A 15,177-nucleotide genomic window follows, 5' to 3' on the forward strand; every position below is an offset into this window, starting at 1 on the left:
TAACATCAATAATGCTATTTAACGCTTTCATCGATTATCTCTTGTTAGAAAAAAACTATTCTAAGCTAACCATAAAAGCCTATGAAAAAGATCTTTCCGATTTCTTAATGTTTAATGCTTCCGCATTCGATCAAGAAAGTATAGAAGACGCAAACTATTCGCAAATAAGAAGTTGGATCGTTGCTATGGTAGAAAAAGAAATCTCCAATAGAAGTATTAATAGAAAAATTTCGGCTTTAAATACCTACTATAAATTCCTTCTTAAAATAGGAGAAATAGAAGCAAATCCATTAGCAAAACACAAAGCTTTAAAAACAAGTAAGAAAATACAGATTCCATTTTCTGAAGCCGAAATAGCAATCGTATTAGACGAGCTTAACTTTCAAGAAGATTATAAGGGAATACGAGATAAACTAATTATAGAACTATTTTATTCTACAGGAATTAGACGTATGGAGCTGGTGCAGCTGCAATTAAAAGATATTGATACCTCCAATAAAACATTAAAAGTATTAGGGAAACGCAACAAAGAAAGATTTGTTCCATTATTACAATCGGTAATACAAACTATCAACAAATATCTAGAAGCAAGAAAGCAATTAGAAATAATAGTAGATAAAGACTGTTTGTTTTTAACCCAAAAAGGAGTTAAAATTTACGAAACACTTGTGTACCGAATAATAAATGAGTATTTTAGTTTAGCATCTACTAAAGTAAAAAAGAGCCCGCATATATTAAGACATTCATTTGCAACTCATTTACTAAATCAAGGTGCAGACTTAAATGCTGTAAAAGAATTGCTTGGGCATTCTAGTTTAGCTGCAACACAAGTTTATACACATAATAGTATAGCAGAGTTAAAAAAAGTGTACCTAAACACACATCCAAGAAGTAAAAAAAAATAGCATAATTGTTTAACCTATAATAAATTAGAAGTATGAAAGTAAACACCCAATCCGTCAACTTCAATGCAGATCAAAAACTATTAGACTTTGTCCAAAAACGTATGGATAAGTTAGATACCTTTTACGATAAGATAATAAAAGCAGACGTTTTTTTGAAATTAGATAATACTAGTGATAAGGAAAATAAAATTTTTGAAGCACGAGTAAGTGTACCTGGAGATAGCTTCGTTGTGAAAAAACAATGTAAATCGTTCGAAGAGGGTACAGATGTGGCGATTGCGTCGCTCGAAAGACAGTTAAAAAAGCGAAAAGAAAAATTAAGAGCACATTTATAAAAAAAATATCGAAAAAATGTTTTGAATAATTAAATAAATATATACATTTGCAGTCCGTTAGAAATAGCGGGCTTTTTTTATAGCTAAAAGGCATTAAAAAAAAGCCGATGTAGCTCAGCTGGCTAGAGCAGCTGATTTGTAATCAGCAGGTCGTGGGTTCGAGTCCCTCCATCGGCTCAAAAAGTGAATTGCGCAAAGGGAAGTTGATAATTTTTGAAATGAAATTATTGACTTGGGACGAGAAGTTTATCCTGAGCGTAGTCGAAGGGAGTCCCTCCATCGGCTCAAGTTCTTTAATAGAGTGAAATATTTATAATTGGGGAGATACTCAAGCGGCCAACGAGGACAGACTGTAACTCTGTTGTTTTTAACTTCGTAGGTTCGAATCCTACTCTCCCCACTTTTTTAACTGCGATACCAGTAAAGTAGTTTTAAAGCGAAGGTTGTGAATATTAAGGATTATAAATAATTGCGAGAGTAGCTCAGTTGGTAGAGCGTCAGCCTTCCAAGCTGAATGTCGCCGGTTCGAACCCGGTCTCTCGCTCTAATATTTAGCCGGTGTAGCTCAGGGGTAGAGCGTTTCCTTGGTAAGGAAGAGGCCACGGGTTCAATTCCCGTCATTGGCTCTTTTTAAAGTATAGTATAGAATAAATTGAACAATAATATAAATAGATTAAAATAAATTAAACATGGCAAAGGCAACTTTCGATCGTTCAAAACCACACTTAAACATTGGTACAATTGGACACGTAGATCACGGTAAAACAACTTTAACTGCTGCTATTACTAAAGTATTAGCTGATGCAGGTTTATCAGAGGCAAAAGATTTCGATCAAATTGATAACGCTCCTGAAGAAAAAGAAAGAGGTATAACAATTAATACTTCTCACGTAGAATATGCAACAGCAAATCGTCATTACGCTCACGTTGACTGTCCAGGTCACGCCGATTACGTAAAGAACATGGTTACTGGTGCAGCGCAAATGGATGGTGCTATTTTAGTAGTAGCAGCAACAGATGGTCCAATGCCACAAACACGTGAGCATATCTTATTAGGACGTCAGGTAGGAATTCCTCGTATGGTTGTATTCATGAATAAAGTGGATATGGTTGATGATGAAGAATTACTTGAGTTAGTAGATATGGAGATTAGAGATTTATTATCTTTCTATGAATATGATGGAGATAATGGACCTGTAATTGCTGGTTCTGCTTTAGGTGCACTTAACGGTGAACAAAAATGGGTAGATACTGTAATGGAATTAATGGATGCTGTAGATGCATGGATTGAAGAGCCTGTAAGAGAAGTAGACAAGCCTTTCTTAATGCCTATCGAAGATGTATTCTCTATTACTGGTCGTGGTACTGTTGCAACTGGTCGTATTGAAACTGGTGTAGCAAATACTGGAGATCCTGTAGAGATTATTGGAATGGGAGCTGAAAAGTTAACATCTACTGTTACAGGTATTGAAATGTTCCGTCAAATCCTTGATAGAGGTGAAGCTGGAGATAATGCAGGTATCTTATTAAGAGGTATTGAAAAGTCTCAAATTTCTAGAGGTATGGTAATCTGTAAGCCAGGTTCTGTAACTCCTCACGCTAAATTTAAAGCTGAGGTTTATATCCTTAAGAAAGAAGAAGGTGGACGTCACACTCCATTCCATACAAATTACCGTCCACAATTTTACGTTCGTACAACGGATGTAACTGGAAACATTGCGCTTCCTGATGGAGTTGAAATGGTAATGCCTGGAGATAACTTAACAATTCACGTTGAGTTAATTCAACCAATTGCAATGAATGTTGGTCTTCGTTTCGCTATACGTGAAGGAGGAAGAACAGTTGGAGCTGGTCAGGTAACTGAGATTTTAGACTAATTAAGAGTTTATAAATAATAAGTAAAGGTGTTCCGTTTTTGCGGAACGCCTTGACTTATATTTACGGGTTTAGCTCAGTTGGTAGAGCACTGGTCTCCAAAACCAGGTGTCGGGAGTTCGAGTCTCTCAACCCGTGCAAATACAAATATTATAATGGCAGGAATTGTAAATTATATAAAAGAATCATTTGAAGAATTAAAGAATAATGTGAGCTGGCCTACATGGGCAGAAACACAAAGTTTAACTATTCTTGTAGCTGTATTTTCTATTATTTTCTCTTTAGCAATTTGGGGAATAGATACAGTTTTCAGTAGAGTTATTGGGTATTATTTTAATTTAATAAACGGATAATTTTAAGATTTATGTCTGAAGGAATAGAAAAGAAGTGGTACGTAGTTAGAGCTGTAAGTGGTCAAGAAAACAAAATCAAAGCATATATTGAGAATGAAATAGCTCGATTAGGCTTACAAGATTATGTAGATCAGGTTCTTGTACCTACTGAAAAAGTAATTCAAATACGTAACGGGAAAAAGGTAAGCAAAGAAAAAGTTTACTTTCCTGGTTATATAATGGTTCAGGCAAATTTAAGTGGTGAAATCCCTCACATAATTAAATCTGTAACAAATGTTATTGGTTTTTTAGGAGAAACTAAAGGAGGAGAGCCAGTGCCTTTAAGACAATCTGAAGTTAACAGAATGTTAGGTAAAGTAGATGAATTAGAAGTAGATACAGATGTTAATGTAGCAATACCATTCACAATAGGAGAAACGGTAAAAGTTATAGACGGACCATTCAATGGTTTTGACGGAAGTATCGAAAAGATAAATGAGGAAAAGCGTAAACTAGAAGTAATGGTGAAGATTTTTGGAAGAAAAACACCATTAGAATTAAGTTATATGCAAGTAGAAAAAGTATAATAATTGTTACATAAAGATAGATGTTTCTTTTGCTTCCAATAAAAGTAAACATCGACTAAATTATTTAAAATGGCAAAAGAGTTAGACAAAGTAGTTAAGTTACAAGTAAGGGGAGGTGCAGCGAATCCGTCGCCACCGGTTGGACCCGCTCTAGGAGCTGCTGGGGTTAATATCATGGAGTTCTGTAAGCAGTTTAATGCTAGAACACAAGATAAACCAGGTAAAGTTTTACCTGTGGTAATTTCTGTTTACAGAGACAAATCATTTGAATTTGTAATCAAAACACCACCAGCTGCAGTACAATTATTAGAAGCGGCAAAAATCAAGAAGGGTTCAGGAGAACCAAACCGAAAAAAAGTAGCTAAAGTTTCTTGGGATCAAGTGAAAACTATCGCAGAAGACAAAATGGTAGATTTAAATGCATTTACAATTGAATCTGCTATGAAGATGGTAGCTGGAACCGCAAGGTCAATGGGTATAACCGTGACTGGAAACGCGCCAAATTAATCTATAAAAGAAATTTAAAATGGCAAGATTAACAAAAAAGAAAAAAGAGGCTTTAGCAAAAATAGAAAAAGGAAAAGTTTATTCTATTACTGAAGCATCTGCATTAATAAAAGAAATATCTAATGCAAAGTTTGACGCATCTGTAGATTTAGCAGTTCGTTTAGGAGTTGATCCTAGAAAAGCTAACCAAATGGTAAGAGGTGTTGTATCTCTTCCTCATGGTACAGGTAAAGACGTAAAAGTTTTAGCATTAGTAACTCCAGATAAAGAAGCAGAAGCTAAAGAAGCTGGAGCAGATTTCGTTGGTTTAGATGAGTACCTTGATAAAATCAAGAGTGGTTGGACAGACGTAGACGTTATTATTACTATGCCTAGTGTTATGGGGAAATTAGGTCCTTTAGGACGTGTATTAGGTCCTCGTGGTTTAATGCCTAACCCTAAGACTGGTACAGTAACAATGGATATTGCAAAAGCCGTTACAGAAGTAAAAGCTGGTAAAATTGACTTTAAAGTAGATAAAACTGGTATTGTACATGCTGCAATTGGAAAAGCATCTTTTAGTGCTGATAAAATTGAGGACAATGCAAATGAATTATTACAAACATTAATGAAACTTAAACCAACTGCATCTAAGGGAGTTTATGTAAAAAGCATTTTTATGTCTTCTACTATGAGCCCTAGTATAGCTGTAGATACTAAAATTGGTTAATTAGTTAAAAACTTTTATTATGACAAGAGAAGACAAATCACAAGTAATTAAAGACTTAACTTCACAATTAGCTGATAACGCAAATATCTATTTAGCAGATATTTCTGGATTAAACGCAGTTGCAACATCTAATTTACGTCGTGCTTGTTTTAAAGCAAACGTACAATTAGCAGTTGTTAAGAACACATTACTTGAAAAAGCAATGGAAGCATCAGATAGAGAATTTGGTGATCTTCCTTCAGTTTTAAAAGGAAATACATCGGTGATGTATTCTGAAACTGGAAACGCTCCAGCTAAAGTAATTAAAGCTTTCAGAAAGAAATCAGAGAAGCCTTTATTAAAAGGTGCTTTTATTGAAGAAGCTGTTTACATTGGTGATGAGCAATTAGATATGTTAGTTGACATCAAGTCGAAAGAAGAATTAATTGGAGATATCATTGGATTATTACAATCTCCAGCTAAAAACGTTATTTCAGCGCTTCAATCGGGAGGAAATACACTTTCAGGTATCTTAAAAACATTATCTCAAAAAGAGGGATAATCAACTAAGTACGCACTTAATTACAAATATATTATTACAAAATTATTAAAACGATAGAAAAATGGCAGATTTAAAAGATTTCGCAGAACAATTAGTTAACTTAACAGTAAAAGAAGTTAATGAATTAGCAACTATATTAAAAGATGAGTACGGTATTGAGCCTGCTGCTGCAGCTGTAGCTGTTGCTGCTGGACCTGCAGGTGGTGGAGACGCTGCTGAAGCTCAAACTGAATTTGACGTAATATTAAAAGCCGCTGGTGGTTCTAAATTAGCAGTAGTAAAATTAGTTAAGGAATTAACTGGTTTAGGTTTAAAAGAAGCTAAAGGTTTAGTTGATGATGCACCAAGTGCAATCAAAGAAGGAGTTACTAAAGACGAAGCAGAAGGCTTAAAAGCTTCTTTAGAAGAAGCGGGAGCTGAGGTAGAGCTTAAGTAATTACACTAAGCAAACAACATAAAGGTTTAGGTCTGGAACACGCGTTCTAAGACCTAGACCATTTTGCGTATATAAATATGACATATACGTTTTATAATTTTTTTTAATCAAAACTCCGTCCATTGATGTTAGCAAAACAAGCTGAAAGATTAAATTTCTCATCTATTATCAATAGAACTGAATATCCAGATTTTATGGATATTCAAATAAAATCCTTTCAGGATTTTTTCCAGTTAGAAACTAAATCTGAAGAAAGAGGAGATGAAGGTCTATACAATACCTTTCTAGAAAACTTCCCAATAACAGACACACGTAATCAATTCGTATTAGAATTTTTAGATTACTTCATTGATCCACCTAGATATTCTATAGAAGAATGTATTGAGAGAGGACTTACATATAGTGTTCCATTAAAAGCAAGGTTAAAGTTATACTGTACAGACCCTGAACATGAGGATTTCGAGACCATTGTTCAAGATGTGTACTTAGGTACAATACCTTACATGACACCTTCTGGTACTTTTTGTATCAATGGTGCAGAACGCGTTGTAGTTTCTCAATTACATCGTTCACCAGGTGTGTTTTTCGGTCAATCATTCCACGCAAATGGGACTAAATTATACTCTGCAAGAGTAATACCATTTAAAGGTTCTTGGATTGAGTTCGCTACAGATATTAATCAGGTAATGTATGCATACATTGATAGAAAGAAAAAATTACCTGTAACTACTTTATTTAGAGCAATTGGTTTTGAAAGAGATAAAGATATTTTAGAGATTTTTGATTTAGCTGAAGAAGTTAAAGTATCAAAATCTGGACTTAAGAAAATCTTAGGACGTAAACTTGCTGCACGTGTTCTTAATACATGGCATGAAGATTTCGTTGATGAAGATACAGGAGAAGTAGTATCGATCGAACGTAATGAAATCGTTTTAGATCGTGATACTGTTATAGATAAAGATAATATTGAAGAAATTCTTGAAGCGAATGTAAAAGCAATCCTTTTACATAAAGAAAGTGCAGAACAAGGAGATTATGCTATTATTCATAATACACTTCAAAAAGATCCTACAAACTCTGAAAAAGAAGCTGTAGAACATATTTATAGACAACTACGTAATGCAGAGCCGCCAGATGAAGAAACTGCACGTGGTATTATAGATAAATTATTCTTTAGTGATCAACGTTACTCTTTAGGAGAAGTTGGTCGTTATAGAATGAACAAGAAATTACAGTTAGATATCGGTATGGATAAGCAAGTGCTTACCAAAGAAGATATCATAACTATTATAAAATATTTAATCGAGCTTATTAACTCTAAAGCGGAGATTGATGATATTGATCACCTATCTAACCGTCGTGTACGTACAGTAGGAGAACAATTATCTTCTCAATTTGGTGTTGGTTTAGCACGTATGGCACGTACTATTCGTGAGCGTATGAACGTTCGTGATAACGAAGTATTTACTCCTATTGACTTAATTAATGCAAAGACATTATCTTCTGTAATTAATTCTTTCTTTGGTACAAACCAATTGTCTCAATTTATGGATCAAACCAATCCTCTTGCAGAGATTACGCATAAGCGTCGTCTTTCCGCATTAGGACCAGGTGGTTTATCTCGTGAAAGAGCTGGTTTCGAAGTACGTGATGTTCACTATACACACTACGGAAGACTTTGTCCTATTGAAACACCAGAGGGACCAAACATTGGTCTTATTTCTTCACTTTCGGTATTTGCTAAAGTGAATTCTATGGGATTCATTGAAACACCTTACAGAAAAGTAACAGATGGTGTAGTAGATATTAAAAATGAACCGATTTACTTAAGTGCTGAAGAGGAAGAAGATAAATTAATCGCGCAAGCAACTGTAAAAGTTGATGACGATGGTAAGATTTTAGATGATAAGGTAATTGCAAGAATGGAAGGTGACTTCCCAGTAATTGATCCTAAGGAGCTTCACTATACAGATGTTGCACCAAATCAAATTACATCTATTTCTGCTTCATTAATTCCTTTCTTAGAACATGATGATGCGAATAGAGCCCTAATGGGATCTAACATGATGCGTCAAGCTGTACCATTATTACGTCCGCAAGCTCCTATTGTAGGAACTGGTTTAGAACGTCAAGTGGCTTCAGATTCTCGTGTACTTATTAATGCAGAGAGAAATGGTGTTGTACAATATGTAGATTCACTAGAAATTACTATAAAATACGATCGTACTGATGATGAAGCTAAAGTTAGTTTCGACTCAGATACAAAAACATATCCTTTAACGAAGTTTAGAAAAACCAATCAAGGTACAAGTATTAACTTGAAACCAATTGTTGTAAAAGGAGATAAAGTTGTAAAAGGTCAAGTTTTATCTGAAGGTTATGCAACTCAAAAAGGAGAGCTAGCTTTAGGAAGAAATATGAAAGTAGCCTTCATGCCTTGGAAAGGGTATAACTTTGAGGATGCAATTGTAATTTCTGAAAAAGTAGTACGTGAAGATATTTTTACATCTATACATATAGATGAGTATTCTTTAGAAGTTAGAGATACAAAATTAGGTAACGAAGAGTTAACTAATGATATTCCTAACGTATCTGAAGAAGCTACAAAAGATCTTGATGAAAACGGAATGATTCGTGTTGGGGCAGAAGTGAAACCTGGTGATATCCTTATCGGAAAAATTACACCAAAAGGGGAATCGGATCCTACTCCAGAAGAAAAATTATTACGTGCAATCTTTGGTGATAAAGCTGGAGATGTAAAAGATGCTTCATTAAAAGCTTCACCTTCATTACATGGTGTTGTAATTAATAAGAAGTTATTCTCAAGAGCGGTTAAAGATAAACGTAAACGTGCTCAAGATAAAGAAGATATAGCGCAATTAGAAGCTTTATATTATACTAAGTTTGATGATTTGCAAGCTGTTTTAGTGGATAAATTATTCACTCTTGTAAATGGTAAAACTGCACAAGGTATCTTTAATGATTTAGGTGAAGAAGTTCTTCCAAAAGGAAAGAAATTTACACTTAAAATGTTAAATGCTGTAGATGATTATACGCACTTAACTTCTGGTACTTGGACAACAGACGACAAGACTAACAAGTTAGTTGCAGATTTAATTCATAACTACAAGATTAAAGAAAACGATTTACAAGGTTCTTTAAGACGTGAGAAATTTACTATTTCTGTAGGAGATGAATTACCAGCAGGTATCATCAAATTAGCAAAAGTTTATATTGCTAAAAAGCGTAAGCTTAAAGTGGGTGATAAAATGGCAGGACGACATGGTAACAAAGGTATTGTTGCACGTATTGTACGTCAAGAAGATATGCCATTCTTAGAAGATGGAACGCCAGTTGATATTGTATTAAATCCACTTGGTGTACCTTCTCGTATGAACATTGGTCAGATATATGAAACGGTATTAGGTTGGGCCGGACAAAAATTAGGTCGTACATACGCTACACCAATTTTTGATGGTGCTACTCTAGATCAAATCAACGAATTTACAGACGAAGCTGGAATTCCAAGATTCGGACATACCTATCTTTATGATGGTGGTACTGGAGATCGTTTTGATCAACCAGCAACCGTGGGAGTTATTTATATGTTGAAATTAGGACATATGGTTGACGATAAAATGCACGCTCGTTCAATTGGACCATACTCTCTTATTACACAACAACCTCTTGGTGGTAAAGCACAATTTGGTGGACAACGTTTTGGAGAAATGGAAGTTTGGGCACTGGAAGCATATGGTGCATCAGCAACCTTACGAGAAATATTGACAGTGAAATCTGATGATGTAATTGGTAGAGCTAAAACATACGAAAGTATTGTTAAAGGAGAACCAATGCCAGATCCAGGATTACCGGAATCATTCAATGTATTGATGCATGAATTGAAAGGGTTAGGATTAGACATCAGATTAGAGGAATAATAAAAAAAGTATGAGGTCGCAGTATTCGGTTAGCTTTAATTGGATAACGGAATACTGAGACTGAGACTGAATACTATAAGAAATGGCAAGAAAACAAGATAAGAACACAGTAAAGAGATTTAATAAAATCTCCATTGGTTTAGCATCACCAGAATCTATTTTAGCAGAATCTAGAGGTGAAGTTTTAAAACCAGAAACTATTAATTATCGTACACATAAACCAGAACGTGATGGTTTATTCTGTGAGCGTATTTTTGGTCCTGTAAAGGATTATGAATGTGCTTGTGGTAAATATAAACGTATTCGCTACAAAGGTATTGTATGTGATCGTTGTGGTGTTGAAGTAACCGAAAAGAAAGTACGTCGTGACAGAGTAGGACACATTAATTTAGTAGTTCCTGTTGCACATATTTGGTATTTCCGTTCTTTACCAAACAAAATAGGTTATTTATTAGGACTTCCTTCAAAGAAGCTTGATATGATAATTTACTACGAACGTTACGTAGTAATTCAACCAGGTATTGCTAAAAATGCCGAAGGAGAACCATTACAAAAAATGGATTTCTTAACCGAAGAAGAATACTTAAATATTCTAGAAACTCTTCCGCAAGAAAACCAATACCTAGATGATACAGATCCTAACAAGTTCCTTGCAAAAATGGGAGCAGAATGTTTGATCGACTTATTAGCTAGAATAGATTTAGAAACGCTTTCATATGAATTACGTCATAAAGCAAATACCGAAACGTCTAAACAACGTAAAACGGAAGCTTTAAAACGTTTACAAGTAGTAGAAGCTTTAAAAGAATCTAACGAAAATAGAGAGAACCGTCCAGAATGGATGATCTTGAAAGTAGTGCCAATTATCCCACCAGAATTAAGACCTTTAGTGCCTTTAGATGGTGGACGTTTTGCAACTTCCGATTTAAATGATTTATATCGTCGTGTAATTATTAGAAACAATCGTCTTAAGAGATTAGTTGAAATAAAAGCACCAGAAGTTATTTTACGTAATGAGAAACGTATGTTACAAGAGTCTGTAGATTCTTTATTAGATAATACACGTAAATCATCTGCAGTAAAAACAGATTCTAATAGACCATTAAAATCATTATCAGATTCACTTAAAGGTAAGCAAGGACGTTTCCGTCAAAACTTACTTGGTAAGCGTGTGGATTATTCTGCTCGTTCTGTAATTGTTGTTGGACCAGAATTAAGATTATTTGAATGTGGATTGCCTAAAAATATGGCAGCAGAGCTATACAAACCTTTCGTAATTAGAAAACTAATTGAAAGAGGAATTGTAAAAACTGTAAAATCTGCAAAGAAAATTATAGATAAAAGAGAACCTGTAGTTTGGGATATTTTAGAGAATGTTTTAAAAGGACATCCAGTACTTTTAAATCGTGCTCCTACATTACACAGACTAGGTATTCAAGCTTTTCAACCAAAATTAATTGAAGGAAAAGCAATTCAATTACACCCATTAGTAACTACTGCATTTAATGCCGATTTTGATGGAGATCAAATGGCAGTGCACTTACCATTAGGACCAGAAGCTATTTTAGAATGTCAATTATTAATGTTGGCTTCTCATAATATCTTAAATCCAGCAAATGGTTCGCCAGTAACTGTACCTTCACAGGATATGGTACTTGGTCTTTACTATATGACCAAACTAAGAACTTCGACTAAAGACGTAAAAGTTAAAGGAGAAGGTTTAACTTTCTATTCTGCCGAAGAAGTAACTATTGCTTACAACGAAAAGCAAGTAGACTTAAATGCGCAAATTAAAGTAAGAGCAATAGATTTTAATGAAGCAGGAGAATTAGTTCCTCAAATTATTGAAACTACTGTTGGTCGTGTAATCTTTAATAAGAAAGTACCAGCTGCAGCAGGATATATAAATGATGTATTAACTAAAAAATCACTAAGAAATATTATTGGTGATATTTTAAAAGTAACATCAGTACCTGAAACAGCAGATTTCTTAGATGAAATTAAAAACTTAGGATACTACTACGCATTTAAAGGTGGTTTATCATTTAGTTTAGGAGATATTATTATTCCACCAGAAAAGCAATCTATGATTGATTCTGCAAACGTAAAAGTGGAAGGGATTATGGGTAACTATAACATGGGACTTATAACAAATAATGAACGTTATAACCAAGTTATTGATATCTGGACTTCAACCAATGCAGAACTGACAGAATTGTCAATGAAGCGTATTCGTGAAGATCAACAAGGTTTCAACTCGGTGTATATGATGCTTGATTCTGGAGCCCGTGGATCTAAAGAACAGATTCGCCAGTTAACAGGAATGCGTGGATTAATGGCGAAGCCTAAAAAATCTACTGCAGGAGGTGGATCGATTATTGAAAATCCAATTCTTTCTAACTTTAAGGAAGGTCTTTCTATTTTAGAATACTTTATTTCTACGCACGGTGCACGTAAAGGTCTTGCCGATACAGCACTTAAAACTGCCGATGCAGGTTACTTAACACGTCGTCTAGTAGATGTATCTCAAGATGTAATTGTAAACACGGTAGATTGCGGTACTTTAAGAGGTGTAGAAATTGCGCCACTTAAAAAGAATGATGAAGTTGTTGAAACTTTAGAAGAAAGAATCTTAGGTCGTATTTCATTAAACGATATATATAATCCATTAACAGACGAATTATTAGTTGGGGCTAATGAGTTAATTACAGAAGAAATTGCAAAAGCAATTGAAAACTCACCAATAGATAAAGTAGATGCTCGTTCACCATTAAGTTGTGAAGCTAAGAAAGGTATTTGCGCTAAATGTTATGGTAGAAACCTTGCAACTAACAAAATGGTGCAACGTGGAGAAGCAGTAGGAGTTGTGGCAGCACAGTCTATTGGAGAACCAGGTACACAGTTAACATTACGTACATTCCACGTAGGTGGTATTGCAGGTAACATTTCTGAAGAAAATAAATTAGCTGTTAAGTTTGACGGTATTGCAGAGATTGAGGAATTAAAAACTGTAAAAGGGGAAGATAACGATGGTAACATCGTTGATGTTGTAATCTCTCGTACTTCTGAAATCAAATTAATAGATAAGAAAACTGGTATTACTTTAAGTACTAACAATATTCCTTATGGTTCCTTTGTTCAAGTTAAAAACGGAGACAAATTATCTAAAGGAGATGTAGTTTGTACTTGGGATCCATATAATGGTGTAATTATTTCAGAATTTGCTGGAAAAGTTCGTTATGAGAACATTGAACAAGGTATTACTTATCAAGTTGAAGTTGATGAGCAAACAGGTTTCCAAGAGAAAGTGATTTCTGAATCTAGAAACAAAAAGCTTATTCCAACACTTATTGTTGAAGATAGTAAAGGCGAAGCAATTCGTTCTTACAACTTACCAGTAGGAGCTCACATTATGATTGATGATGGTGAGAAGGTTAATATTGGTAAAATTTTAGTTAAGATTCCACGTAAGTCTTCTAAAGCAGGAGATATTACAGGAGGTTTACCACGTGTAACAGAATTGTTTGAAGCACGTAATCCTTCTAACCCTGCAGTAGTAAGTGCTATTGATGGTGTTGTTTCTTTTGGTAAAATTAAAAGAGGTAATCGTGAGATTATTATAGAATCTAAAACTGGAGATATTAAGAAATACCTAGTTAAATTATCGAATCAAATTCTTGTACAAGAAAACGATTTTGTAAAAGCAGGTATGCCTTTATCAGATGGTTCTATAACACCTAACGATATTCTTAATATAAAAGGACCTTCAGCGGTACAACAATACTTAGTTAACGAAGTACAAGAAGTATATCGTTTACAAGGTGTAAAAATTAACGATAAGCACTTCGAAGTTGTTGTAAGACAAATGATGCGTAAAGTTAGAATTATAGATTCTGGTGATACTATCTTCTTAGAAGATCAATTAGTACATAAAGCAGATTTCATTCAAGAAAATGATGATATCTTTGGAATGAAAGTTGTTGAAAATGCTGGTGATTCTGCTACCTTAAAAGAAGGACAAATTGTAACAGCACGTGTGTTAAGAGATGAAAATTCTATTTTACGTCGTGAGGATAAAGCATTAGCGGAAGCTAGAGATGCTAAACCTGCAACTGCTACACCTATCTTACAAGGTATTACAAGAGCATCGCTACAAACAAAATCATTTATATCTGCAGCTTCTTTCCAAGAAACTACCAAGGTATTAAATGAAGCTGCTGTAGCAGGTAAAATTGATACTCTAGAAGGACTTAAAGAAAATGTAATTGTAGGACACAGAATTCCAGCAGGAACAGGAATGCGTAACTATGAAAACATTATCGTAGGATCTAAAGAAGAGTTTGATCAAATGATGCAAGCAAAACAAGAGGTTAACTATAATTAAATGAGATTCCAACACTTCTTTTTGAAGTGTTAGCTAATCGAATTTATTCCTGCGCAGGCAGGAATCTCTTAATTTGAAACGAAAGTTTTGATATAATAATAAAAGTCCTGTTTTTTTAAACAGGACTTTTTATTTTAAATATAATTATTAATAAGACTTCCGTTTTTACGGAAGTGTAAACAAGTTTACGATGGCAGAAGATAAAAACAAGAAAAAACCAGGACAAATTAATATCGAACTAGATGAGAAAATTGCGGAAGGGACTTATTCTAACCTAGCAATTATTAATCATTCTGTTTCCGAATTTGTTGTAGATTTTGTTAGTATTATGCCTGGAACACCTAAAAGTAAGGTGAAATCTAGAATTATATTAACACCACAACACGCTAAACGATTGATGAAAGCTTTAAGTGATAACGTAGCGAAGTTTGAAAACATGCATGGTGAAATCAAAGATTATGAGCAACCTCCAATACCTTTGAATTTTGGACCAACGGGTGAAGCGTAATATTTGATTAAAAGGAACTTTTAAAAAATGTAAAAATTAATTTTACGCGTTTAAAAAATTAAGCAAAAAAAATCCTCTAACACTGTTAGAGGATTTTTTTTGCTTAATTAATACATATAG

General features: G+C 34.2%; 12 protein-coding genes and 5 tRNA genes. All 17 read left to right on the forward strand.

From position 1 onward, the window contains the following. Positions 1–11: 11 nt before the first annotated feature. Complete coding sequence (locus tag FG167_RS10250; RefSeq protein WP_203458199.1) at positions 12–905, forward strand: tyrosine-type recombinase/integrase; 894 nt, start codon at positions 12–14, stop codon at positions 903–905. A gap of 32 nt (positions 906–937) precedes the next feature. Beyond that, positions 938–1,240, forward strand: coding sequence for a ribosome hibernation-promoting factor, HPF/YfiA family (gene hpf, locus FG167_RS10255; RefSeq protein WP_055443102.1), 303 nt, complete (start codon positions 938–940; stop codon positions 1,238–1,240). A 103-nt stretch (positions 1,241–1,343) separates the two neighbouring features. Further along, a tRNA-Thr gene (locus tag FG167_RS10260) sits at positions 1,344–1,417 on the forward strand. A gap of 141 nt (positions 1,418–1,558) precedes the next feature. Further along, positions 1,559–1,640 (forward strand) — tRNA-Tyr (locus FG167_RS10265). Positions 1,641–1,711: 71 nt separating this feature from the next. Then, positions 1,712–1,784 (forward strand) — tRNA-Gly (locus FG167_RS10270). 10 nt (positions 1,785–1,794) lie between these two features. After that, positions 1,795–1,866 (forward strand) — tRNA-Thr (locus tag FG167_RS10275). Positions 1,867–1,929: 63 nt separating this feature from the next. Beyond that, the gene (gene tuf, locus FG167_RS10280) at positions 1,930–3,117 is read left to right on the forward strand and encodes an elongation factor Tu (RefSeq protein ID WP_203458200.1); all 1,188 of its coding nucleotides are present in this window, start codon (positions 1,930–1,932) and stop codon (positions 3,115–3,117) included. 63 nt (positions 3,118–3,180) lie between these two features. Further along, a tRNA-Trp gene (locus FG167_RS10285) sits at positions 3,181–3,253 on the forward strand. A gap of 17 nt (positions 3,254–3,270) precedes the next feature. Further along, the gene (secE, locus tag FG167_RS10290) at positions 3,271–3,468 is read left to right on the forward strand and encodes a preprotein translocase subunit SecE (RefSeq protein WP_203458201.1); all 198 of its coding nucleotides are present in this window, start codon (positions 3,271–3,273) and stop codon (positions 3,466–3,468) included. A gap of 11 nt (positions 3,469–3,479) precedes the next feature. After that, the gene (nusG, locus tag FG167_RS10295) at positions 3,480–4,034 is read left to right on the forward strand and encodes a transcription termination/antitermination protein NusG (RefSeq protein ID WP_055443104.1); all 555 of its coding nucleotides are present in this window, start codon (positions 3,480–3,482) and stop codon (positions 4,032–4,034) included. 69 nt (positions 4,035–4,103) lie between these two features. After that, positions 4,104–4,541 (forward strand): 50S ribosomal protein L11, encoded by a 438-nt coding sequence (rplK, locus tag FG167_RS10300; protein WP_055443105.1) that lies wholly within the window; start codon positions 4,104–4,106, stop codon positions 4,539–4,541. A gap of 19 nt (positions 4,542–4,560) precedes the next feature. Beyond that, on the forward strand, positions 4,561–5,250 hold the full coding sequence (gene rplA, locus FG167_RS10305; RefSeq protein ID WP_203458202.1) for a 50S ribosomal protein L1: 690 nt from the start codon (positions 4,561–4,563) through the stop codon (positions 5,248–5,250). Between the two features lie 19 nt (positions 5,251–5,269). After that, entirely contained in the window at positions 5,270–5,791 is a 522-nt protein-coding gene (gene rplJ, locus FG167_RS10310) for a 50S ribosomal protein L10 (protein ID WP_203458203.1), read from the forward strand. Positions 5,792–5,852: 61 nt separating this feature from the next. After that, positions 5,853–6,227: a 50S ribosomal protein L7/L12 gene (gene rplL / locus FG167_RS10315; RefSeq protein WP_055443108.1), complete on the forward strand. Its 375-nt coding sequence runs from the start codon at positions 5,853–5,855 to the stop codon at positions 6,225–6,227. A 125-nt stretch (positions 6,228–6,352) separates the two neighbouring features. Continuing rightward, the gene (rpoB, locus tag FG167_RS10320; RefSeq protein ID WP_055443109.1) at positions 6,353–10,165 is read left to right on the forward strand and encodes a DNA-directed RNA polymerase subunit beta; all 3,813 of its coding nucleotides are present in this window, start codon (positions 6,353–6,355) and stop codon (positions 10,163–10,165) included. Positions 10,166–10,247: 82 nt separating this feature from the next. After that, positions 10,248–14,549 (forward strand): DNA-directed RNA polymerase subunit beta', encoded by a 4,302-nt coding sequence (rpoC, locus tag FG167_RS10325; protein ID WP_203458204.1) that lies wholly within the window; start codon positions 10,248–10,250, stop codon positions 14,547–14,549. A 190-nt stretch (positions 14,550–14,739) separates the two neighbouring features. After that, entirely contained in the window at positions 14,740–15,057 is a 318-nt protein-coding gene (locus FG167_RS10330; protein WP_055443110.1) for a DUF3467 domain-containing protein, read from the forward strand. Positions 15,058–15,177: the final 120 nt, after the last annotated feature.

Origin of the sequence: Lacinutrix sp. WUR7, from assembly GCF_016864015.1 — a bacterium.
In the GTDB taxonomy this organism is placed as follows: Bacteria; Bacteroidota; Bacteroidia; order Flavobacteriales; family Flavobacteriaceae; genus Oceanihabitans.

Excerpts from the sequence above, each read along its gene's own strand:
- hpf (WP_055443102.1), top strand. The coding sequence starts at position 938 with ATGAAAGTAAACACCCAATCCGTCAACTTCAATGCAGATCAAAAACTA.
- FG167_RS10330 (WP_055443110.1), top strand. The coding sequence starts at position 14,740 with ATGGCAGAAGATAAAAACAAGAAAAAACCAGGACAAATTAATATCGAA.
- rplA (WP_203458202.1), top strand. The coding sequence starts at position 4,561 with ATGGCAAGATTAACAAAAAAGAAAAAAGAGGCTTTAGCAAAAATAGAA.
- rplK (WP_055443105.1), top strand. The coding sequence starts at position 4,104 with ATGGCAAAAGAGTTAGACAAAGTAGTTAAGTTACAAGTAAGGGGAGGT.
- nusG (WP_055443104.1), top strand. The coding sequence starts at position 3,480 with ATGTCTGAAGGAATAGAAAAGAAGTGGTACGTAGTTAGAGCTGTAAGT.
- rplL (WP_055443108.1), top strand. The coding sequence starts at position 5,853 with ATGGCAGATTTAAAAGATTTCGCAGAACAATTAGTTAACTTAACAGTA.
- FG167_RS10250 (WP_203458199.1), top strand. The coding sequence starts at position 12 with ATGCTATTTAACGCTTTCATCGATTATCTCTTGTTAGAAAAAAACTAT.
- rpoB (WP_055443109.1), top strand. The coding sequence starts at position 6,353 with ATGTTAGCAAAACAAGCTGAAAGATTAAATTTCTCATCTATTATCAAT.
- secE (WP_203458201.1), top strand. The coding sequence starts at position 3,271 with ATGGCAGGAATTGTAAATTATATAAAAGAATCATTTGAAGAATTAAAG.
- rpoC (WP_203458204.1), top strand. The coding sequence starts at position 10,248 with ATGGCAAGAAAACAAGATAAGAACACAGTAAAGAGATTTAATAAAATC.
- rplJ (WP_203458203.1), top strand. The coding sequence starts at position 5,270 with ATGACAAGAGAAGACAAATCACAAGTAATTAAAGACTTAACTTCACAA.
- tuf (WP_203458200.1), top strand. The coding sequence starts at position 1,930 with ATGGCAAAGGCAACTTTCGATCGTTCAAAACCACACTTAAACATTGGT.